The sequence below is a fragment of the Sulfurimonas sp. C5 genome (assembly GCF_029872055.1).
Classification (GTDB): domain Bacteria; phylum Campylobacterota; class Campylobacteria; order Campylobacterales; family Sulfurimonadaceae; genus Sulfurimonas.
On the sequence record NZ_JARXNQ010000002.1, the window covers coordinates 79660 to 99825 of the forward strand.

General features: G+C 35.5%; 21 protein-coding genes and 10 tRNA genes. 12 read left to right on the forward strand and 19 right to left on the reverse strand.

Features of this window, described 5'->3' with window-relative positions:
• The first annotated feature begins 47 nt into the window (after positions 1-47).
• On the forward strand, positions 48-386 hold the full coding sequence (locus tag P6N22_RS04635; protein ID WP_280330649.1) for a hypothetical protein: 339 nt from the start codon (positions 48-50) through the stop codon (positions 384-386).
• Here the strand turns inward: P6N22_RS04635 and P6N22_RS04640 are convergent.
• Genes P6N22_RS04640 through P6N22_RS04650 form a run of 3 tightly spaced genes read right to left on the reverse strand, consistent with a single transcriptional unit; the run spans position 383 to position 3168 of the window.
• The gene (locus P6N22_RS04640; protein ID WP_280330651.1) at positions 383-1642 is read right to left on the reverse strand and encodes a sensor domain-containing diguanylate cyclase; all 1260 of its coding nucleotides are present in this window, start codon (positions 1640-1642) and stop codon (positions 383-385) included. The two genes, P6N22_RS04635 and P6N22_RS04640, sit on opposite strands and share 4 nt — an antisense overlap.
• Before the next feature lie 17 nt (positions 1643-1659).
• Positions 1660-2775 carry a methyl-accepting chemotaxis protein gene (locus P6N22_RS04645; RefSeq protein ID WP_280330653.1) on the reverse strand — a complete coding sequence of 372 codons (1116 nt, stop codon included), beginning with the start codon at positions 2773-2775 and terminating at the stop codon, positions 1660-1662.
• A 9-nt stretch (positions 2776-2784) separates the two neighbouring features.
• A complete protein-coding gene (locus P6N22_RS04650; protein WP_280330655.1) occupies positions 2785-3168 on the reverse strand; it encodes a PAS domain-containing protein in 384 nt (127 codons plus the stop codon).
• 284 nt (positions 3169-3452) lie between these two features.
• On the opposite strand from P6N22_RS04650, the gene P6N22_RS04655 reads away from it, so the two are divergent.
• Entirely contained in the window at positions 3453-4172 is a 720-nt protein-coding gene (locus P6N22_RS04655) for a PAS domain-containing protein (protein ID WP_280330657.1), read from the forward strand.
• A 30-nt stretch (positions 4173-4202) separates the two neighbouring features.
• Here P6N22_RS04655 and P6N22_RS04660 read toward each other — a convergent pair.
• The 5 genes from P6N22_RS04660 to P6N22_RS04680 all read right to left on the reverse strand — a co-directional run bounded on the left by P6N22_RS04660 (position 4203) and on the right by P6N22_RS04680 (position 4720).
• A tRNA-Leu gene (locus P6N22_RS04660) sits at positions 4203-4287 on the reverse strand.
• A 42-nt stretch (positions 4288-4329) separates the two neighbouring features.
• Positions 4330-4406, reverse strand: a tRNA-Arg gene (locus P6N22_RS04665).
• A gap of 10 nt (positions 4407-4416) precedes the next feature.
• Positions 4417-4493: transfer RNA gene (locus P6N22_RS04670), tRNA-Arg, on the reverse strand.
• A gap of 50 nt (positions 4494-4543) precedes the next feature.
• Positions 4544-4620 (reverse strand) — tRNA-His (locus P6N22_RS04675).
• Positions 4621-4642: 22 nt separating this feature from the next.
• Positions 4643-4720: transfer RNA gene (locus P6N22_RS04680), tRNA-Pro, on the reverse strand.
• A 145-nt stretch (positions 4721-4865) separates the two neighbouring features.
• Here P6N22_RS04680 and P6N22_RS04685 point away from each other — a divergent pair.
• From P6N22_RS04685 to P6N22_RS04695, 3 genes are read left to right on the forward strand one after another with little or no spacing between them, the layout of a single operon-like run.
• Positions 4866-6203: a sodium-dependent transporter gene (locus P6N22_RS04685; RefSeq protein ID WP_280330659.1), complete on the forward strand. Its 1338-nt coding sequence runs from the start codon at positions 4866-4868 to the stop codon at positions 6201-6203.
• Complete coding sequence (locus P6N22_RS04690; RefSeq protein WP_280330661.1) at positions 6203-6475, forward strand: hypothetical protein; 273 nt, start codon at positions 6203-6205, stop codon at positions 6473-6475. The genes P6N22_RS04685 and P6N22_RS04690 overlap by 1 nt, the downstream gene beginning before the upstream one ends.
• A gap of 3 nt (positions 6476-6478) precedes the next feature.
• Positions 6479-6682: a hypothetical protein gene (locus tag P6N22_RS04695; RefSeq protein WP_280330662.1), complete on the forward strand. Its 204-nt coding sequence runs from the start codon at positions 6479-6481 to the stop codon at positions 6680-6682.
• Here the strand turns inward: P6N22_RS04695 and P6N22_RS04700 are convergent.
• The 3 genes from P6N22_RS04700 to P6N22_RS04710 form a co-directional block, all read right to left on the reverse strand.
• The gene (locus P6N22_RS04700; protein WP_280330664.1) at positions 6679-7458 is read right to left on the reverse strand and encodes a thiazole synthase; all 780 of its coding nucleotides are present in this window, start codon (positions 7456-7458) and stop codon (positions 6679-6681) included. The genes P6N22_RS04695 and P6N22_RS04700 overlap by 4 nt on opposite strands.
• Before the next feature lie 148 nt (positions 7459-7606).
• On the reverse strand, positions 7607-8971 hold the full coding sequence (locus P6N22_RS04705; RefSeq protein ID WP_280330666.1) for an NAD(P)H-hydrate dehydratase: 1365 nt from the start codon (positions 8969-8971) through the stop codon (positions 7607-7609).
• A 1-nt stretch (position 8972) separates the two neighbouring features.
• Complete coding sequence (locus tag P6N22_RS04710; RefSeq protein ID WP_280330668.1) at positions 8973-9707, reverse strand: ATP-binding protein; 735 nt, start codon at positions 9705-9707, stop codon at positions 8973-8975.
• A 70-nt stretch (positions 9708-9777) separates the two neighbouring features.
• On the opposite strand from P6N22_RS04710, the gene P6N22_RS04715 reads away from it, so the two are divergent.
• The 6 genes from P6N22_RS04715 to P6N22_RS04740 are packed head-to-tail and all read left to right on the forward strand — an operon-like array spanning position 9778 to position 14881.
• Positions 9778-10740 (forward strand): KpsF/GutQ family sugar-phosphate isomerase, encoded by a 963-nt coding sequence (locus P6N22_RS04715; RefSeq protein WP_280330669.1) that lies wholly within the window; start codon positions 9778-9780, stop codon positions 10738-10740.
• Positions 10740-11525, forward strand: coding sequence for a pseudouridine synthase (locus P6N22_RS04720; protein ID WP_280330671.1), 786 nt, complete (start codon positions 10740-10742; stop codon positions 11523-11525). The genes P6N22_RS04715 and P6N22_RS04720 overlap by 1 nt, the downstream gene beginning before the upstream one ends.
• Before the next feature lie 2 nt (positions 11526-11527).
• Positions 11528-12718 (forward strand): replication-associated recombination protein A, encoded by a 1191-nt coding sequence (locus P6N22_RS04725; protein WP_280330673.1) that lies wholly within the window; start codon positions 11528-11530, stop codon positions 12716-12718.
• Positions 12711-13970 carry a malic enzyme-like NAD(P)-binding protein gene (locus P6N22_RS04730; RefSeq protein WP_280330675.1) on the forward strand — a complete coding sequence of 420 codons (1260 nt, stop codon included), beginning with the start codon at positions 12711-12713 and terminating at the stop codon, positions 13968-13970. The genes P6N22_RS04725 and P6N22_RS04730 overlap by 8 nt, the downstream gene beginning before the upstream one ends.
• A 15-nt stretch (positions 13971-13985) precedes the next feature.
• Positions 13986-14444 (forward strand): peptidylprolyl isomerase, encoded by a 459-nt coding sequence (locus P6N22_RS04735; RefSeq protein WP_280330677.1) that lies wholly within the window; start codon positions 13986-13988, stop codon positions 14442-14444.
• A gap of 44 nt (positions 14445-14488) precedes the next feature.
• Positions 14489-14881 carry a type II secretion system protein gene (locus tag P6N22_RS04740; protein ID WP_280330679.1) on the forward strand — a complete coding sequence of 131 codons (393 nt, stop codon included), beginning with the start codon at positions 14489-14491 and terminating at the stop codon, positions 14879-14881.
• Between the two features lie 46 nt (positions 14882-14927).
• On the opposite strand, the gene P6N22_RS04745 is transcribed toward P6N22_RS04740, so the two are convergent.
• From P6N22_RS04745 to P6N22_RS04780, 8 genes are all read right to left on the reverse strand, one after another.
• A complete protein-coding gene (locus P6N22_RS04745) occupies positions 14928-16145 on the reverse strand; it encodes a DUF2920 family protein (protein ID WP_280330681.1) in 1218 nt (405 codons plus the stop codon).
• Between the two features lie 110 nt (positions 16146-16255).
• The gene (locus P6N22_RS04750; RefSeq protein ID WP_280330683.1) at positions 16256-17233 is read right to left on the reverse strand and encodes a diguanylate cyclase; all 978 of its coding nucleotides are present in this window, start codon (positions 17231-17233) and stop codon (positions 16256-16258) included.
• Positions 17234-17292: 59 nt separating this feature from the next.
• Positions 17293-17559, reverse strand: a complete 267-nt coding sequence (locus P6N22_RS04755) for a hypothetical protein (RefSeq protein ID WP_280330684.1) — start codon at positions 17557-17559, stop codon at positions 17293-17295.
• Between the two features lie 280 nt (positions 17560-17839).
• Positions 17840-17914, reverse strand: a tRNA-Asn gene (locus P6N22_RS04760).
• 12 nt (positions 17915-17926) lie between these two features.
• Positions 17927-18015 (reverse strand) — tRNA-Ser (locus P6N22_RS04765).
• A 30-nt stretch (positions 18016-18045) separates the two neighbouring features.
• A tRNA-Cys gene (locus P6N22_RS04770) sits at positions 18046-18119 on the reverse strand.
• Between the two features lie 18 nt (positions 18120-18137).
• Positions 18138-18224 (reverse strand) — tRNA-Leu (locus tag P6N22_RS04775).
• A 34-nt stretch (positions 18225-18258) separates the two neighbouring features.
• Positions 18259-18333 (reverse strand) — tRNA-Gly (locus P6N22_RS04780).
• 143 nt (positions 18334-18476) lie between these two features.
• Here P6N22_RS04780 and ilvD point away from each other — a divergent pair.
• The gene (ilvD, locus tag P6N22_RS04785) at positions 18477-20165 is read left to right on the forward strand and encodes a dihydroxy-acid dehydratase (protein ID WP_280330686.1); all 1689 of its coding nucleotides are present in this window, start codon (positions 18477-18479) and stop codon (positions 20163-20165) included.
• Position 20166: the final 1 nt, after the last annotated feature.

Sequence of the window (20166 nt, forward strand, 5' to 3'; positions counted from 1 at the left end):
TTCATTTGTATCTTACAATGTTCATATGTGAGTTAAGGAGATTTGTTATGCTTATAGAAATATTTACAGATTACATCCGCAATAAAAAAGATCTTCGTGAGTATGTTGAGGTAAGAAAAACTATCAACGAACGTGGAGAATTTAATGACGCATCATTGATTAAGGTGCAAGAAAATCTTGAACGTTTAAAAAAGGAAAATCCTGAAATTTATGCAAAAATGTATGAAGTTTTAGAGGAAGTTTTTAGAAGAGATCAGGGGAATAATATTGAATATTCACTTGACTTTGCCAGAGAAATTTTAAAAATGTTTCAAAAGCAGTCTCTTGAAAGTATTTATGAAGAGTATGCAGCAGTACTTGAACATAAGTATCAAACGGTGAATTAGTTTATTATAACTGTATTTCTTCCAGAGGATTTGGCATTATATAATGCCATATCAGCCAACTTAAAAGTTTGTTGCCAAGCATTGGATGGATTATGAAAAGCTGCTCCAAAACTACATGTTACTTTGTCTACAACGGCAAATTTATGTAGTTCTATCATTTGTCTTAAATGTTCTAAAACTTTTTTTAGCATTGATTTATCATCTATATTTAACAACAATATAAATTCTTCTCCACCCCATCGTATCAAGATATCTTCTTGTCTTGAAAAATGACTTATGACTTTTACTATATCTTTTAAAATAATGTCTCCAATATCATGTCCGTAAGTGTCATTTATATCTTTAAAATGATCTATATCAATCATTGTAAAGACCAAACTCTTATTTTTAAATATCAGTTTTTGAATATTTTGTTCAAAATATTCTCTATTATATGCCTGTGTTAGTTTATCGTGTATTGTTTTATCTTCAAGAGCTAGTTGCTCTATCATTGTATCGCTGATATCGGTAAAGTTGATTATGTATCTATTATAAACTTTTTCAACAGCGACATTAAAGGAACGAGTTATGCCATCTTGTAGTGATTGAATCATGACAATGTGCTCATTTTTTGGAAGTTCAAGTAAGGATTCTATCCAGTTTTGATCTTCTTTGATTTTTTCAGCATGAAAATAATGCTCTTTAACTATGAAGGTATGACAAATGCAGTTATAACGTTCTTGAAATTCATCTAATGTCGTACATTGAAAATATTCTAATACTACTTTATTCATAAAAAGTACTTGCTTTTCGTTTAGAAGAAGCACCATATTTGGCTGTTGATCCAAAATACTTTCTATGAGGTTTTTTTGTGTTTCAAGTTCTATTTGTGTTTTTTTTAACTTATCAATATTTTTAAGTACAGCAATATAAAACGCTATTTGGTTGTCCTCTCTGCGTATTGCTGTTACGGTTAAATCTACCCAAACTAACTTACCAAATTTATTAATATATCTTTTTTCAATGCAAAACGAATCAATAGTACCGTTTTGTATCTCTTGTATATGTTTAAGGCTATTATCTAAGTCATCTGAATATGTGATGTCTTGAAATGTTTTATGCTCTAGTTCCTCTTGTTTATACCCTAGCAGACTGCATAACTGTTGATTAACTATGATAAACTGACCAGAGCTGTCAACTATTGCCATTCCCAGATTTATATTGTTGAAAATAACTTTATAGACAACATTATTAATTATTTCTTTATTAGGCGTCATTATCTCTTCTGCTTTTGTTATTTTGTCAGCTTTTCAAGAGTTTCTATAATTTCATCCATTTGATTGCTGACAGTACTTACTTCATTAGAAATAGCATTTACTTTGTCTGCATTTTTATTCAATGTATCTGAACTTTCAGAGATAGACTGTATCAATACATTTGTTGTAGCAGTAGTTTCTGCTAAACTTTTTTGTGTGCGCTCTGCCAGTTTTCTTACTTCATCGGCAACGACGGCAAAACCACGTCCGTGTTCACCCGCACGAGCTGCTTCTATAGCAGCGTTGAGTGCAAGTAAGTTCGTCTGATCAGCAATATCACCTATGGTTTCTAAAATCACTTTAGTTTCGTTGGCATTTTCCACAAGAGACTGAAGGCTGCTTACCATCTCATTCTCTTTTTCTGAAACATTGTGAATTTGAACTACAATATCATGTATCATATTTTTAAAGTCCACTATGGTTGTATTTGTAATATTTTCAATAGTGTTGTTTAAATTGTTCGCCGACTCTACAATTTGTTGGTTAGACTCTTCATTTCGCTGGCGCATAGTACTGAGAGCTTCTCCCAACGAATTTACATTGTTTAAGAGCTCTGCCATTTTTGCCTCAACAGTTACTTCACTACGGGCTTCAAAATTTCCTTGTGAGAATTGCTTTAATGTATTTATGGCATTGTCAAGATTATTCTCTGAAGCATCTAGCATGTTATTCATACTATTTCTCAATACATGTACATAAGGTGTGTTCGTATCTGCATCGATACGGCATGAATAATGACCTTTTGCCACTTTGTCTGCTAATAAAACCATCTCACCGGCAACTCTTGTATCTTCAAGAACTGCTTTTTGATAGCTTGTTACAATCTTATTAAAATTTTGTTCTGCCACATCTGTTGTAGTTTCATCAATATCAACTTGATTTCTTTTAAATTCCATTACGTCTATAAACTCTAATCTTCTCTTATCTAGCTTAGAGTTAGAAACAGAAGTGCCTTTTCCATATAAAACAATAACCAACATAAAAGTCATGACTGTTAAAATTGCTTGAATTATATTCGATTCAAGTACAAATAAAGATGCTAACGTTAGCATAAACATTACAGTGATTAGTATAATTTTTTGCATATTTTTCATTTTATATCCTTAACGTAATGTTTTATAAAGCGCTTCGGCAGCTTCTATTTCTTCTTTTGCAGGTTTTCTTCTGCAAGACATATAGCGAACTTGTTTTGTTTCAGGATCTTTCATTGGATACACAGTCGCAAAAACCCAGTAATACCCACCGTCTTTAGTTTTGTTCTTAACGTAACCCGTCCATACTTTACCTTGTTTTACAGTGCCCCACAAATCTTTAAACGCAGCCTTGGGCATATCCGGATGTCTAACTATATTATGGTTTTTACCTACCAGTTCTTCGATCGAATACCCTGCAATCTTACAAAAATCATCATTGGCGAACAGGATGATTCCCTTTTCATCTGTTTGTGAAACTAAAAAGTCATCACTTTTTAAAATATATTCACCCAAAGATACTCCTTTTCCCCTTATTTGTATACTTTAGATTAACAACTTTTTTGTCATACAGCCTTGATTTAGATCAAGAGTAAAGATGATTTAGTGTTGTATAATCAATATAGTAAAGATTAATATAATGTTAAAAAGTATAGAAAATTTATTGAAAAAAAAGTATAATTATTCAATTTAGTAATAATTAACATGCTAAAAATACCTGTTTTATGGGGAAATTAAAAAAATATTTTTTTAAAAATACAAGTGGACACTTTATGGACACTTTGTGATAGAATAGTGATATGAAAGAAAAAAACTATATAAAGCTCAGTCCAAACTGTTATTGGAATCCTCATGAAGAGGTTGTGTATGTTGACGGCATTTTAACTCCTTTATCTGCCAATAAGACAAGCTGCTTAAAACTGCTGATCTACTATAGGGGTAAACCACTTAAAGATATTGAAATATTTGATTTCGTTTTCAAAGGTGAGTCAAAAGAGTTTAATAATAAAACTGTTAGAACTCTAATGAGTAATTTGAGAACTAAACTTCCTTGTCTTAATATCATAAATCACTACGGAGGTTTTTATTCTCTTGAGAAATATAGAGAGCCAACACCGGATTTTCAAGAGTATCTTCTAGATTTTATGGACCAAGCAAAGAACGGTATTGTTATTACCGACCCCAACCAAAAAGACAATCCTATTATTTATGTAAATGAAGCATTTACAAAGATGTTCGGTTACGCTTCGGAAGAAGTACTTGGAAAAAACTGTAGATTTCTACAAGGTGAAGACACTGAACAGTTTGCAAGATCGGAGATAAGAGAAGCTATTAAAAATGAAAAAGAAGTATTGGCAGTTATACGAAACTATCATAAAGGTGGTCGACTTATTTATAATGAGGTACAAATCTCACCTATTTTTGACAAACATACTTTACAGCTAAAGTACTTTTTAGGTATTCAAAAAGACGTCACGGATCTTTATACACTGATGTTACAGTTAAAAGAAAAAAAATAAAGTTTTAATTTTGGAAAATTTTTAAAGAAGTGGTGCGGACGAAAGGACTTGAACCTTCACACCTTGCGGCACCAGATCCTAAGTCTGGCGTGTCTACCAATTTCACCACGTCCGCGTGGAATATGTGTTTAATGTCTCTTCAGACAACTCTAATAAGTGGTACGCCCTACACGATTCGAACGTGTGACCGATGCCTTAGAAGGGCATTGCTCTATCCAGCTGAGCTAAGGACGCATACATTTTGTGGTGCGCCTGATAGGATTCGAACCTATAACCGTCGGATCCGAAGTCCGATACTCTATCCAGTTGAGCCACAGACGCAGGCAACAACCAGTGTTTGGCTTATAAGTTACAATATATTATTAATCAAATGGGGTGGAATATGGGATTCGAACCCACGGCCCCCAGTGCCACAAACTAGTGCTCTAACCAACTGAGCTAATCCCACCATGTATAATAATAAAAAAGGATGGTCGGGGTGAAAGGACTCGAACCTTCGGCCCCTTGGTCCCAAACCAAGTACTCTAACCATACTGAGCTACACCCCGACCTGAACATTAAAAAGCTATCTAGCTGATTAATGAGGCTGAAATTATAGTGATTTCCTTTCCATTTGTCAAGTGTTTTTCCAAAAAGATTTTAAAAAAATGAAATATTTTTGTATAATACATGAAATTCAAAAGGAATTTCGGGATGAAAATAGCAAGATTTAGTCGAATAGGGTTTATTTTAGCAGCTGCAGGGAGTGCTGTAGGACTTGGAAATATATGGAAGTTTCCATATATAACAGGTGAATACGGCGGAGGTGCATTTGTTTTAGTTTACCTACTTACAGTTTTGCTAGTTGGTTTTTCAATTATGATTGCAGAGATGCTGATCGGGTATCTAGGAAGAAAAGATACGGTTTCATCTTTTGAAGAACTGGCTCCGACATATAAAGATTTATGGAAGTTTGGCGGTTTTCAGGCAATGGCCGGATTATTAATAATGATATTTTATTCTGTAGTGATAGGTTGGATCTTTAACTATATAATAACATCATTAGAGTATCTTCCTGCCAATGTGAAAGAAGCAGAAACAACATTTAACCTTATGTTGCAAAGTGATTTCTTTACTCAACTGTTTTATCATACTCTTTCCTTTGTAATTATTACCTATACTTTAACTAAAGGAATTAAAGCGGGTATTGAGAAAATAAACCTTGTACTAATGCCTGCGCTTATGATCATTTTATCTGGCATGTTTATTTATTCTCTTTCATTGGATGCTTTTCCAAAAGCTGTAGAGTTTATGTTTGCTGCAGATTGGTCTAAACTCAATTCCGAAGCGTTTGTAATTGCCGTTGGACATGCTTTTTTTACACTTAGTCTTGGTATGGGTGCCATTATGACTTATGCTGCCTCTATGGAAAAAGGCTCAAACATTGTAAAATCTGCTTTTTGGGTTGTATTTTTAGATACATCCATAGCAATCGTTGCAGGATTAATGCTTTTTACATTTCTCTATCAATATGGTTCCGGACCTGCAAAAGGGCCAGGGTTGGTATTCATATCTCTTCCTGCAGCTTTTTACGAAATGGGAATATTAGGAAATATCTTTGCAGTATTGTTTTTCCTAGCTCTTGCTTTTGCAGGACTGACATCTGCAGTATCACTTACTGAACCGATGGTACAGTACTTTATGGATAGATTTGCTTTTTCAAGGGTAAAAGCATCTGTTTTAATGGGACTGTTTTTCTGGTTCTTTGGTATTTTCGCAATTCTTTCCAATATAGATGGTACAAAAGAGTATTTATTTTGGGGTGGTAAAAGTTTCTTTGACTGGATAGATTATATTACCGCAGCAATAATGCTTCCTGCAGGAGGCTTTATTATGGCAATTTTTGTAGGTTATGTACTTGAAAAAAGCCGTGTAGAAGCTGCACTAAAACCATTTTTAAAATGGGCATTTGAACCGTGGTATTTCTTTTTACGTTATATTATTCCGATCGCGATGTTTGTCGTAATGTTAAATTTAATGGGTGTATTGTAATGGATATAACAAAAGAGTGTAAAGATATTTTAAAACAAGAGGGAATTAACTCTCTCTCAACTGTAGACTTTGATGTAAACGGTGAAGAAGTTTCACTTACGTTAGAGTATATTATAGATACATATATGCTGGCGTCTGAAGAATCACAGCTTGTATTTTTAACGGCTATGAAAAAATCTTTAGAAGCCAATGCAATAGGACTAGAGAAGTTTTTTGAAGGGATGGGGCAGCTTCTTCTAATGTCCCATCTCTCGGAGAAATTTGAAGGATAGATTATGGGCTGGACATGTCAGCATGACCACAAAGGTTTTTGTAAACTGTTAAATGTAGTTTGTACGCCTGGAATTAAAGGGTGTATTTTAAATAAAGGGAAAAACGAGTATTTTTTCTCTAGCGGTAATTTTGAAGAGGATAAAAAAAGAGAAGAGTCCAAAAAAGAGGACTCTATAGATTTTGCAGCACTTGCTCGTTCAAATTAGAACTGAATAAGTCCGTCAACTGGACTAGAAGCAGTTGCATAAGGTTTTTTCGGAATTCTTCCCGCTAAATAACTCATACGACCACCGATAACAGCATGTTTCATAGCTTGAGCCATTGCAATCGGATCTTTTGCTTGAGCGATCGCAGTATTTGTTAGTACTGCTTCAGCACCAAGTTCCATTGCATATGCCGCATCACTTGCACAACCAATACCTGCATCAACGATTACCGGTACATTTACAGCTTCACGAACAAATACAACATTGTAAGGGTTTTGTACACCAAGACCGCTACCGATTGGCGCTGCTAGTGGCATAATAGCATCAGCACCTGCATCTTCAAGACGTTTAGCCATGATCGGATCATCTGAAGTGTAAGCCATAATAGTAAAACCTTCTTTGTGTAACACTTCACATGCTTTAATAGTTTCTAGTACATCAGGGTAAAGAGTTTTTTGTGTATCACCGATAACTTCTAATTTAATTAGATCGATTCCTGTCGCTTCACGAGTAAGTCTAAAAGTTGTGATTGCCTCTTCAGCTGTTACACATCCCGCAGAGTTTGGCAAAAATTTTACATTTGTCCCTGCAAAAGTATCACGTAAGTTCTCTTTATTTGGATCAGTGATGTTTAAACGACGAACAGCAACAGTAATAAGTTCACTCCCTGATGCTAAAGTTGCCTCTTTTGTCATCTCAAAAGAATCGTATTTTCCACTTCCAACAATGAGACGAGAGTTTAATTCATATTTTCCGATTTTAAGTTTATTATCCATTTCTATTTTTCCTTATCAATTTTTCGACCTATCTAAGAGTTGCTATAAGTCATTTTTGGAGGCTCAGAGCGTAGTGAGGATTTGACCTCTGAAAATGATTTATATCAGCTCTTGCCATTTCAGTGCTGACTTTATAACAAAACAATTCTTACAGTTTACCTATGCCATCGATCAAATCGATCGGCGTAAGTGAAAAATCAGCACCTTTGTAACTTTTTGCAAGTGCAGTATGTGCGAGAGAACCGTTAATTGCAGCTTGTAATGGCTCATCCCCCTGTGCTAAAAGCCCGCTAATTAGCCCAGCAAGAACATCTCCGCTGCCACCTTTGGCAAGTACGTTTGTCCCGTGAGGGTTTACAAAAAGTTCTTCACCTCGGGAAATAATTACATTTGCACCTTTTAAAACCAAGATAACATCCGGGTGTTTTTCGCTAAAAAGCTTTACATATTTAAATCTGTTTTCTTGCAGCTCTTGAACTTTTATCTCTGCGATATTGCAACATTCAAGGATTCTGCAAAACTCTTTAGGATGTGGAGTAATTACGACATTTTTTCTCTCCAGCAGAGTTTTTAGCAGTGGATGATAAAAAATATCTGCATCAAGTAAGAGCGGCAAGTCGTTATTTACAAAACGTTCCAGTTCACTTTGAGAAAACTCCATTCCAAGTCCCATTCCCAAAGCTAGAGCCGAAGTGGTTTCAGGGAGCTGGTGCGATTGCATGATCTCAAAAGGAACATTGATATTTTCGTTGCTGAGAAGAGTGACAAGTGCCGTTCCGAAACGAAAAGCAGCTTTTGCACTCATAATACTTGCTCCCGTTTTTTCTCCGCTTACAACTGCAAGGTGTCCGTAAGAGCCTTTATGTGTATTTTGCTTATCTCTATGAGGCAGTTGCAAATCATTTTCATCAAGTAGTTTGACATTGGAATCTACTTCATAGATTGTTCTGGAAACACCAAGATCTAAAACCGTGATCTCTCCTAAATAATCTTTGTGTTTATCTTCAAACATTGCAGTTTTTAAAGCACCCATTGTCAGAGTGTAATCAGCCTGAAATTGATAAGCACTCGGGATGTCACATGCTATTTTGATAGACTTGAATTGATTTATAATATGGATAGTTGTAGATAGTTCCTCAGGGAGTTCACCTGAGAAACCTGTTCCTAAAATGGCGTCAATAACGATATCTGCAGGCTCGATAATATCAGTAAATTTGACACCGATTTTTTGGCAACGTAAGTACTGCAGTTGTGCCATTTCACTTTTAGGCTCTTTGACTACAACTACTTTTACATCGTAATCTTTATGCAGTATACGTGAAAGTGCAAGACCGTCTGCACCGTTATTACCGCTTCCGCAGAGAATTAAAACAGATTGTTCTTCAGGGAAGTTGTTTTTGACAAAGTCAGCCATACCGTCTGCGGCATGTTCCATTAAAAGATCTTCATTGAGACCGAATTCACGGTAACATCTTTGATCTAGAGAACCAACTTCATCAAAAAGATTTTGCATCTTATTCCTCTGGTTTATACTCATCAATTTGTACTAATGAACTTTTGATCTCATTAAACAGAAGTGTCGGATAAGCTGTTCTAAATTGATAGTAGAACTTGTTTTTCTTTAGGTTTTTTAACTCAGACGTATTGAAATAGTTTGCGTTTGAACAACGACCTAAATACAAGAACGTAAATAAGAGTTTTAGATGTGGATTTTCAAATGTTGAATGTGGTTGTGTTAAGAATGTAAAACCGTATTTTTGAACATTTGTAAAACTTAACATATAAAGTAAAAAGTCTTCAAATTTTGTGTAAAAACCATTAAGATTTTCAATGTCGTGGAAGAAGTAGTAATAATTGTCTAATAATTCTTTCTTTGAAATAGTTTGAGTCAATTTAGATTTTACATCTCTTTTGTTTGAAAAGTATTTTGGATTTACTGCCATATAGATATGTTTGTTTTGTGCTACAAGTTCTTCGAAAGCTGCATCAAACTCTTCACTCTCTTCAAATCTGATGTAGTTGAAGTGCTCGTCTTTATATCTGAGTTCAATGTTATCTTCATGTGAATCATCAAAGTCAAGGTATAAAGTCGGTACACCTTTATCAATTACAAAATTTCTAATTTTACATGCTAAATTTGTTTTTCCCGATCCTTGCTCTGCCAAAATTAAAGTGTTATAGCAAAGAAGTCTCTCTTCTAGTTTTAAAGTGTCGATACTATCTAAATATTTACCAATAACAGACCTCATACAAGCCCCTTTTTTATCTTCATAATTTGTATTATATCTTATCAAGATAAAAAGAGATATAATTACTACTATGAATTATAAAACAATTGCACAAGAAACATTAAATATTGAAGCCGAAGCATTACTCAAAGCTGCACAAAACGTTGACGATGTTTTTGACAAAGCGGTAGAGCTGATCCTTGGATGTAAAGGGAAACTTATTGTAACGGGTGTAGGCAAAAGCGGGCTCATCGGTGCAAAGATGGCTGCAACGTTTGCCTCAACGGGTACACCGAGCTTTTTTCTTCATCCTACAGAAGCACTTCATGGTGATCTTGGAATGATCTCAGCTAATGACGTAGTACTTGCGATCAGCTATAGTGGTGAGAGTGAAGAGTTAAGCTCAATCTTGCCTCATATTAAAAGATTTGAAGTACCGCTTATCGGTATGACAAGAAATGAAAATTCAACGCTTGGAAGTTATAGTGATCTTGTAATCAAAGTAGAAATAGAAAAAGAAGCATGTCCGTTAAATACGGCTCCTACAAGTTCTACGACACTGACTTTGGCTCTTGGAGATGCACTGGCAGTGTGTTTGATGAAAGCAAGAGATTTCCAAACGAGTGACTTTGCTTCGTTTCATCCTGGTGGAGCATTAGGAAAAAAACTGTTTGTAAAAGTAAAAAACCTGATGCAGACAAAAAATCTTCCAATTCTTCATAAAGATGCAAAAGTGAAAGATGCAATACTCAGTATCAGCGAAGGGCGTCTTGGAACTGTTTTAATTGCAGATGAAGAGAACCGTCTTTTAGGGCTTATGAGTGACGGTGACGTACGTCGTGCACTGCTTAGCGAAGAGTTTTCACTTGAAGAGAACGTGATGAAATATGCTACACAAAATCCGATGAGCATTGATGATGAAGAACTTTTGGCATCCGATGCGCTTGTGCTGATTGAAGAGAAAAAAATTCAACTGTTGGTTATCACAGATAAAGATAAGAAAATTAAGGGTGTGTTACACATCCATAAACTGATAGAAAAAGGGATCTCTTAATGGCAATGAGATTAAATAAATATATTGCGCACTATTCGACCTATTCTCGTCGTGAAGCCGATCGTGCTATTCAAGACGGTTATGTGCGTATTAACGGCGAGATTGAAACAAATCCTGCTACACAAGTAGAAGAGGGGCGTGATGTTGTTTATGTAAGCGGTAAGCAGGTAAGTCCATCTAGTAAATATACTGTTATTGTTTATAACAAGCCAAAAGGGGAGTTAGTAACAAAGTCTGATCCAAAAGGACGCCGTACAATCTACGATACTCTTGGAAAAGAATTTCGTCATTATATCCCTGTAGGGCGCCTTGACTTTGCAAGTGAAGGTTTACTTCTTTTAACAGATGCTTCACATATTGCGACAGCTTTGATGGAGTCTGATCTAGAGAGAATTTACAAGATCAAAATTCAAGGACCTGTGACTGAGGAGATGGAAGCTGCAATGCTTGATGGTCTCTACTTGGAAGATGCAACGGCAGGGGCACATTCACACTCGAAAATCAAATCGATGGAATTCAAGCCTTTCTTGGGATATAAAATTCAAAAAAATCAGCCGAATTATTCGATCTTAAAAGTAGCAATCTCTGAAGGAAAAAACCGTGAACTTCGTAGGTTTTTTGCGCATTTTGGAGCTGATATCGTAGATCTGAAACGTCTTAGCTTTGCAGAGATAGAGCTCAATAACCTACCTACTGGAAAGACAAGATTTTTAACACGTAGTGAATACTCGGCACTACACAAGTTTTTAAAAGAGGAATCTAAAAAACAAAAAGAGAGACAGTAAAATTGGATTTTGCTTATTTACTGCGCCCTAAAACTTTTAATGAGATAGTAGGTCAGGAACATCTTACAGGTACAAACTCGCCTTTGAGAATTCTTTGTGAACAGAACGCTCTGGGACATAGTTTTTTCTATGGTCCTGCAGGGTGTGGTAAAACATCGCTTTCACGAGTGATCGCAGATGTAATGGATCGACCTTTTTACGAACTCAATGCAACTTCGCTTAAGATCGAAGAATTGCGAAAAATTTTCAACCAATACAAAAATGCCCTCCAAAAACCGTTAATCTTTATTGATGAGGTACATCGTCTTTCCAAAAATCAGCAAGAGGTACTTTTACCTATTATGGAAAAAAATGAAGCGCTTATCATTGGTGCTTCAACTGAAAATCCTTTTTACTCTTTAACCTCTGCAATTCGTTCACGATCTATGCTTTTTGAGATCAAAGCGATAACGAATGAGGCATTAGAAAAACTTTTGGCAAAAGTAATCGAGAAATATGAACTTTCTCTTGATGAAGATGCAAAAGAGTACTTGATCGCAAGTTCTGGGGGAGATGCCAGAGCGATGTTGAAACTGCTTGAGTTCTCTGCAAATATTTCGACTGAGATTACAGTTCAAATACTTAAATCTTTACGCCCAAATGCACTGCAGGCTGGAAGTTCTGAGGCGGGCGTGCATTACGATCTTGCTTCTGCACTTATTAAATCGATTCGCGGAAGTGATGCGGATGCTGCTATTTATTATCTTGCACGTTTGATTGACGGGGGAGAGAGTGCCGACTTTATAGCACGACGTTTAGTGATACTTGCAAGTGAGGATGTGGGTAATGCAAATCCTCAGGCACTTACTCTGACAACTTCATGTTTAACATCGGTGAGTAAGATTGGATACCCAGAAGCGAGAATCATTTTAGCCCAAGCGGTTATCTACCTTTGTGCCTCTCCAAAATCAAATTCTGCATATATGGCTATCAATCAAGCGCTTAACAGTGTAAAAAATGGTAATATTATGAATATACCAAAGAATATTCAACAAAATAACTCAAATTATCTCTATCCACACGACTTCGGTGGTTATGTTGAGCAACAATATTTAGAGTATCCGCAGCATTTTGTGGAGCTTAAAGATATAGGATATGAGAAAAAGATGAAAGAGTGGTTGGAGATCATCACAAAAAGGGAAAATAATGGGTAAAAAAGCGATTGAAAAAGAAGCATTAGAGTATCATCAGTTTCCAAAACCGGGCAAATTGGCAACTGAGATTACAAAGAGTGTAGCGACACAAAAAGATCTTTCTTTAGCATATACTCCAGGTGTTGCTATACCTTGTTTAGAGATCGAAAAAGATCCGGACAACGCTTATAAATATACTGCAAAAAGTAACCTTGTTGGTGTTATTTCAAACGGTACTGCAGTACTAGGATTAGGTGATATAGGTGCACTTGCTTCTAAACCTGTTATGGAAGGCAAAGGGGTACTGTTTAAAAAATTCTCTGGACTTGATGCGTATGACATTGAGGTAGATACGAAAAGTATCGATAGATTTTGTTCTGTAGTATCTGCAATAGCACCAACATTTGGAGGGATTAATCTTGAAGATATTAAAGCTCCTGAGTGTTTTGAGATTGAACGCCGTTTGGTTGATGAGCTTGATATCCCTGTAATGCATGATGATCAACATGGTACGGCTGTAATCTCTACGGCAGCGATTATGAATGCGTGTGAGATTGCAAATAAAGATATTACAAAACTAAAAATTGTCGTTGTGGGTGCAGGGGCTGCTGCGATCTCTTGTGCAAGACTTTACCGTGAAATCGGTGTAAAAAATATTTTAATGATGGATTCTAAAGGTTTAGTACATAAAGGGCGAAGCGATCTTAATGATTTTAAGCGTGAATTTGCAACACAAGATTATATGACGCATGATGAGATCTTTGAAAACTCTGATGTTATTGTAGGTCTTTCACGTCCGGGAACTTTCCAGATTGAAGATGTAAAAAAGATGTGTGAGAATCCTATCATCTTTACTCTTGCAAACCCGACCCCGGAAATTTTTCCTGAAGACACAAGAGCAGCTCGTCCAGATGCGATCGTAGCAACGGGAAGAAGTGATTATCCTAATCAGGTAAATAACGTTTTAGGATTCCCGTTTATCTTTAGAGGGGCTATGGATGTTCGTGCGAGAAAAATCAATACTCAGATGAAACTTGCAGCCTCTAAGGCACTTGCAGAGTTGGCAAAACAAGAGATACCTGAGTATCTACATGAAATCCACGGACGCAAGCTAAAATACGGTAAAGAGTATATTATCCCTTCACCGTTTGACAAGCGTCTTGTAGTTGAAGTCTCAGCTGCAGTGGCAGAAGCAGCAGTTGAGAGTGGTTCATCACATATGAAAGATTTTAATATAGATGAATATAAAAAAGAATTGGCAACTAGAATTTAGTAAAAAGAAGTAAATATGGAAAAAATCACAAAAAATACACTTGTATCTATCTCTCTAAAACTAGAAGATGAAAAAGGTAATCTTATAGATGAAAGTGATGAACTTATGTATCTTCACGGGGCTTATAAGCAAATATTTCAAAAACTGGAAGATGAGCTTGAAGGCAAAACAATCAATGATACTTTTGATATTATATTAGCTCCTTCGGAAGCATTTGGCGAGTACGATGAGTCTTTAGTTGTAAAAGAATTACGTCAAGATTTACCTGAAGATTTAGCCGTAGGAATGGAACTCGAGGGTGAAGATGAAGAGATTGCTTGGGTTGTTGAGAGTATAGAGGATGAACATGTAGTATTGAATGCAAATCATGAACTTGCAGGAATTACCTTAAGAGCAACAGGTGAAATTTTAGAACTTGAACATCTTTCAGATGCAGGAGTAGAAGAGATATTGAATATGGAACATCATCACTGAGTTGTCATACACAGTTGAGTTAAAAAACAAAAAAAGGGTACATTATGAAACGTAGTGCTTTTAGTTTAATTGAATTAATCTTTGTAATAATTATTATGGGTATATTGTCTGCTGTTGTCCTTCCTAAAATGGTAGGTATTCAAGAAGCAGCAAGCAATAAAGTAGTTGAAAGTTTTGTCAATACTGTTAATCGTAGTGCTTTTCCTGGAATGTATGCATCTACACCTTATGGATCTATCAAAAATTTATCTTTGTTGAAGTATGTTACAATTCCTGTGCAAATAACTTCGATTGATTTAACTGGCTGTGGAACGGGTGTTTTTGCTCCTGTTGGTCAAACAACAGTTGGTAAGACCATATATTGTAGAGATGGAAATGCAACATATCCACCACTTTTGAGTTTTTCTAGTACAGATTTAAATACATCATTAAAGTGATTGATAAACTTATTATATAAACATGGAATAGCTTATTTATGGTGACTTATTGGCATGTACATGTAATTGCGTCATCATTGATAATGATGCTATATTCTTGAGAATCGCAAGGATATACTATCTTTTCTTCACTGTTTTTTTTCAGCTCGATAGACTCATTTAAAATAGCAGGTAATTCTTTTTTGATTAGTTCTTTAATTGACATACCCATTGCATGGTCTAAATTTTTAATGAATTTCCCATCAATTTGATCTTTGTTTTCTATTAGATGTAATTTAACTGGAAACTCTTTTTCTGATAACAGCTTACAGTATGCAATTTTTTCTTCAACGTTAACTAAGCCATCATATTTGGAATGATAGGATATATAGTGTGTTTTATTTTCACTATGATCACTCATTATTTGCAGATGTTCTTCATCCATTAGGTTTCGAATACGATATCTGTCATTAGAGAAAAAATAAGGTGAATTTTTATTTGTTGTCCAAACAGTTTGAGTAAAACAGTTTGTTTCTAAATGCTCAGACCATGTTGCAATAAACTCCGGTTTAAAAATATCTGACTCTTTACCCACAATATATTGTAAAGGGGGTTGAACATATGTTGAATTTTCTATAACATAATCTACTTGGTTAGGAGCAAGTTTAGCTATTAAATTGGCTATATAACCTCCGTGTGAACTTCCAAAAAAAACTGTTTTTAGTTCTTTACTTAAATTAGGTATACGCTTTTTTAAATCTTGTAATACATATAAATGGTCTAAAGCCTGCATAATTCCAAAGTTTTGGTATTCGTTATTAGGCGGGATTAGTGTCATAGGGAGAATTACTTTATGGTTTCTTTGTAGTTGATTTGTAGCTTTTTTATGTATAATAGCCTGATTTAAGGCATTTAATATATTATCTCTAGTTAACTCTATTCCATTTAAATCAACTTGGTACTGTTTTAGTATGTCTTCCAAAACTACAATATCAATATCATCAAAGCCTATCTCTGCACCAATAGCAGGACGAGAATAAAAACAATGGTAAGTTACACTTACAACTGCAACAGAAAAAGTCTCAGCTACAAAAGTTGTTAAGTTTTTTATATATTCACTATCTGCATCCGCACCAAAACCGGCTATTATAAATACAACCGTATTAATTTGAGCATCAATAGGATACGTTACTGTATATGAAAGAGGGTTTTGTCTTTCAATGTTCAATTCAAAATCATTACATGAGTCTATATTTACTGTTAAACTTGTTATATTTTTGTTCATTCTTTCTCCATTTAACATATCTTTATAAGCAAGCATTTTAAGTTCCTAAAAATTTTAGGAAGTCTTTATTTTAGAGAGATAGTAATAGAAAAAATGTTTTGTATGTGTGTTTATGAAGATACTAAGTTTCGACCTAAGTGTTTTGATTGATACATTTTCTCATCAATTCTTTTTAATAAACTTTGGAGAGATTCATTCTCTTGGTATTCAGCAACTCCTAAACTAATTGTTACTTGCTTTAAACCTTCGAAGTGATGAGAAGCGATGGCCTCTCTAACTCTTTCTGCAACTTCTAAAGCATTAGATAAATTCGAGTATGGTAACAAGATAAGAAACTCTTCACCGCCATATCGACCTAATGTATCAATTTCTCTAATAACTCGACCTATAACTTGTGTAGCTTCTTGTAAGACATAGTCTCCCATATCATGTCCGAAATTGTCATTTATATATTTAAAATGATCGAAATCGTACATAATAAGCGATACAGATTCTTCTTTACGTTTTATACGCTGAATCTCCTCTTCAATATGTTTCATAATTGAATAGCGATTGTAAACACCTGTTAAAATGTCTGTAGTAGCAAGTTTTTCAAGTTCCAGTTTTTTTTGATGAAGTGCTTTTTCTGCATTTACTCTTTGGGTAATATCCTCAAGAATCCCTTCTATCCATAGTAACTTACCTGAACTGTCATGAACGGCATGATCCGCTACTCTGATAAATCTCTCGTCTCCACTGATGGGATGGATAAAAGACATCATAGTTAGATCGCTATGTTGTTGCCCTGTATAATAGGCTTCGAGACTCTTTTCACCTACTTCTATAGAGTCACCTGTCCACTCTAACATTCCGTCAAAAGTTTTTCCTAAAACATCTTTCGGAGCAACACCGAGTATGTTTTCCATATTTTTACTAAAATAGACAAACTTTAAATCTGCATCCATACGATATGCAAAAAAGTTTTCTCCCAAATCTTCAACGATAGATTCATACTTCTCTTTAGCTTCAATAAGTTTTTGTTCTTGCTTACGAAATCTGAAATAAAGAAAAAAGATTAAAAAAATTAAAATAAAAATAATATATATCATTTGTTTTTTCCAAGTGCTGTTATGACTATTATATCCAAATAGAATAGGAGTGCTAAAGTTTAATTTTTTTTCATTTTAAATAAACTGGGATCTTCTACTCCAACATATAATACATGTCCACCTGTAGGACCTGCTGAAATGTCAAAATCTACTTTATATTCGAGTTCTATATTGTCTAGAAATTTTTCCATAGCCTCTAATGTCTCTTTGTTAGTAGTTATTATTTTTAAAACATTATCACCTTCATATCCAAGAAAAGTTTCAATATAATCTATATCAAGTTCAATAGCATACTTGATAAGCTGTTTCATCTTTTTTACTATCACCTAAATCTCCTTAGTAATAACAGGCTCTAAATACTTTACTTATATTGTATTATCTACTGTTATGTAGTGGATGTTTATAATGAGAGGGGTTAAGTGCTTTGTAGATTAAACCACCTAATGCAACAAGTGCAATAATGGCAATAATTAATTTTTTTAACATTTTAGATACCTCTTGAGAATATTATAGCAAATAGTTTAGAGAAAGTTTGAGACAATATAAACATATATGTGTATTAGTTAATAATTGTTTGTAAGTTTAAAAAAGGATTTTTAAGAAGTGTGGCTCCGGATACTGGATTCGAACCAGTGGCCAAGTGATTAACAGTCACCTACTCTACCGCTGAGCTAATCCGGAATGTTTATATGATGGTGGACCCTCTGGGATTCGAACCCAGGGAGGTATGACCCTCGCCGGTTTTCAAGACCGGTGCTTTCGACCAACTCAGCCAAAGATCCACGTTTGTTTGAAAGTTTTGATTATTTAACTGGAGGTGCCACCCAGATTCGAACTGGGGATAGCAGCTTTGCAGGCTGCGGCCTTACCACTTGGCGATGGCACCAGTTTCAGTTATCATCAATGGTGCCCGGGGCCGGACTCGAACCGGCACAGTATTGCTACCGGGGGATTTTAAGTCCCCTGCGTCTACCAATTTCGCCACCCGGGCATCGTGAGTGCATTCACAGTTTAACAATCTTAAATGGAGCGGGAAACGAGGTTCGAACTCGCGACCCCAACCTTGGCAAGGTTGTGCTCTACCACTGAGCTATTCCCGCATTTGTTTACCCACTCTTTGTTTAGTGGAGTGGAATTATATCTTCTTTTTTTTTATTTGTAAAGAGTTTTTGGTAAAAAATTTAAAAAAATTGCAAAAAGATGCTATAATCCCATTTAGATAAACTATATATATAGGATTTTTATGAGAAGTGATACTATCAAAAAGGGCTTTGATAAGGCCCCACACCGTTCACTACTACGTGCAACGGGTTTAAAAGATGAGGATTTCGATAAACCGTTTATCGGAGTTGCGAACAGTTTTATAGATATTATTCCAGGACACTTCTTCTTACAAGAGTATGGCCGCATTGTAAAAGAGGCTATACGTGAAGCTGGTGGTGTTCCTTTTGAATTTAACACCATCGGTGTTGATGACGGTATTGCGATGGGGCATGACGGTATGCTTTATTCGCTTCCGTCACGTGAGTTAATTGCAGATTCAATAGAGACTGTTATGAATGCACATAAACTGGATGCGATGATCTGTATCCCTAACTGTGACAAAATTGTTCCGGGTATGATTATGGGCGCTCTTCGTGTAAACGTTCCAACTGTATTTGTTTCAGGTGGTCCAATGCCGGCTGGTCATAAAAAAGATGGTACACCTATCGATTTAGCTACAGCATTTGAAGCGGTTGGAAAATTCAATGACGGTAAAATGACAGAAGAAGAGCTTTATGAGATCGAATGTGAAGCATGTCCGTCTGGTGGAAGCTGTTCAGGTATGTTTACTGCAAACTCTATGAACACATTATCTGAAGCTATGGGGATTGCACTCCCTGGGAATGGAACTATTTTAGCAATGACACCTGAGAGAATCGAGCTTGTTAAAAAAGCTGCTAAACGTGTTGTTGAGATGGCTAAAGCAAATGATCCGAAATACAATTTAAGAAATGTATTGAATGAAAAAGCGATTCATAATGCATTTGTTGTAGATATGGCAATGGGTGGAAGTTCAAATACGGTTCTTCACCTTTTAGCGATCGCAAAAGAAGCAGAAGTTGAGTTTGACATTACGAAGATTAATGAGATCTCTCAAAAAGTTGCACACATTGCAAAAATTTCACCTTCACTTTCTACTGTACATATGGATGATATTAACCGTGCAGGTGGTGTTAATGCGGTTATAAAAGAAGTAAGTCGTCGTGGTGATGATCTTTTATTCCTTGATAATCCGACTGTAACTGGTGAAACTCTTGGTGAAAGAATCGCAGATGCGGAGATTAAAGATACTTCAGTAATCCATACAAATGAAAATGCTTACTCTCAAGTAGGTGGTTTATCGATTTTATTTGGTAACTTGGCAGAAGAGGGTGCTGTTGTTAAAACTGCAGGAATTGCACCAAGTATGCGTCAGTTTAAAGGGAAAGCTATCTGTTTTAACTCACAACCTGAAGCGATTATGGGGATTATGAATAAAAAAGTAAAAGCGGGTGATGTTGTAGTTATCCGTTACGAGGGACCAAAAGGTGGACCGGGTATGCAAGAGATGCTGGCACCTACTTCACTTATTATGGGTATGGGACTTGGTGAGAGCGTTGCGTTAATTACAGACGGAAGATTCTCAGGAGCTACTCGCGGTGCTTCAATAGGTCACGTTTCTCCAGAAGCTGCTGAAGGTGGTTTAATCGCTTTAATTGAAGACGGTGATGAAATCGAGATCGACGTAGATACACATAAATTACAATTAAATGTAGATTATGAAATTTTAGAGCAAAGAAGACTTCATTTTAAACCATATAAAAATGAAGTAAAATCAAAATGGCTAAAAAGATATCAGCTGTTAGTATCAAATGCATCAAACGGTGCTGTATTAAAAACTGAATTATAGG

What these genes read in the sequence shown, in the direction of transcription:
- P6N22_RS04635 (WP_280330649.1), top strand. Translation starts at nt 48, where the DNA reads ATGCTTATAGAAATATTTACAGATTACATCCGCAATAAAAAAGATCTT.
- P6N22_RS04640 (WP_280330651.1), bottom strand. Translation starts at nt 1,642, where the DNA reads ATGACGCCTAATAAAGAAATAATTAATAATGTTGTCTATAAAGTTATT.
- P6N22_RS04645 (WP_280330653.1), bottom strand. Translation starts at nt 2,775, where the DNA reads ATGAAAAATATGCAAAAAATTATACTAATCACTGTAATGTTTATGCTA.
- P6N22_RS04655 (WP_280330657.1), top strand. Translation starts at nt 3,453, where the DNA reads ATGAAAGAAAAAAACTATATAAAGCTCAGTCCAAACTGTTATTGGAAT.
- P6N22_RS04685 (WP_280330659.1), top strand. Translation starts at nt 4,866, where the DNA reads ATGAAAATAGCAAGATTTAGTCGAATAGGGTTTATTTTAGCAGCTGCA.
- P6N22_RS04690 (WP_280330661.1), top strand. Translation starts at nt 6,203, where the DNA reads ATGGATATAACAAAAGAGTGTAAAGATATTTTAAAACAAGAGGGAATT.
- P6N22_RS04695 (WP_280330662.1), top strand. Translation starts at nt 6,479, where the DNA reads ATGGGCTGGACATGTCAGCATGACCACAAAGGTTTTTGTAAACTGTTA.
- P6N22_RS04700 (WP_280330664.1), bottom strand. Translation starts at nt 7,458, where the DNA reads ATGGATAATAAACTTAAAATCGGAAAATATGAATTAAACTCTCGTCTC.
- P6N22_RS04705 (WP_280330666.1), bottom strand. Translation starts at nt 8,971, where the DNA reads ATGCAAAATCTTTTTGATGAAGTTGGTTCTCTAGATCAAAGATGTTAC.
- P6N22_RS04710 (WP_280330668.1), bottom strand. Translation starts at nt 9,707, where the DNA reads ATGAGGTCTGTTATTGGTAAATATTTAGATAGTATCGACACTTTAAAA.
- P6N22_RS04715 (WP_280330669.1), top strand. Translation starts at nt 9,778, where the DNA reads ATGAATTATAAAACAATTGCACAAGAAACATTAAATATTGAAGCCGAA.
- P6N22_RS04720 (WP_280330671.1), top strand. Translation starts at nt 10,740, where the DNA reads ATGGCAATGAGATTAAATAAATATATTGCGCACTATTCGACCTATTCT.
- P6N22_RS04730 (WP_280330675.1), top strand. Translation starts at nt 12,711, where the DNA reads ATGGGTAAAAAAGCGATTGAAAAAGAAGCATTAGAGTATCATCAGTTT.
- P6N22_RS04735 (WP_280330677.1), top strand. Translation starts at nt 13,986, where the DNA reads ATGGAAAAAATCACAAAAAATACACTTGTATCTATCTCTCTAAAACTA.
- P6N22_RS04740 (WP_280330679.1), top strand. Translation starts at nt 14,489, where the DNA reads ATGAAACGTAGTGCTTTTAGTTTAATTGAATTAATCTTTGTAATAATT.
- P6N22_RS04745 (WP_280330681.1), bottom strand. Translation starts at nt 16,145, where the DNA reads ATGAACAAAAATATAACAAGTTTAACAGTAAATATAGACTCATGTAAT.
- P6N22_RS04750 (WP_280330683.1), bottom strand. Translation starts at nt 17,233, where the DNA reads ATGATATATATTATTTTTATTTTAATTTTTTTAATCTTTTTTCTTTAT.
- ilvD (WP_280330686.1), top strand. Translation starts at nt 18,477, where the DNA reads ATGAGAAGTGATACTATCAAAAAGGGCTTTGATAAGGCCCCACACCGT.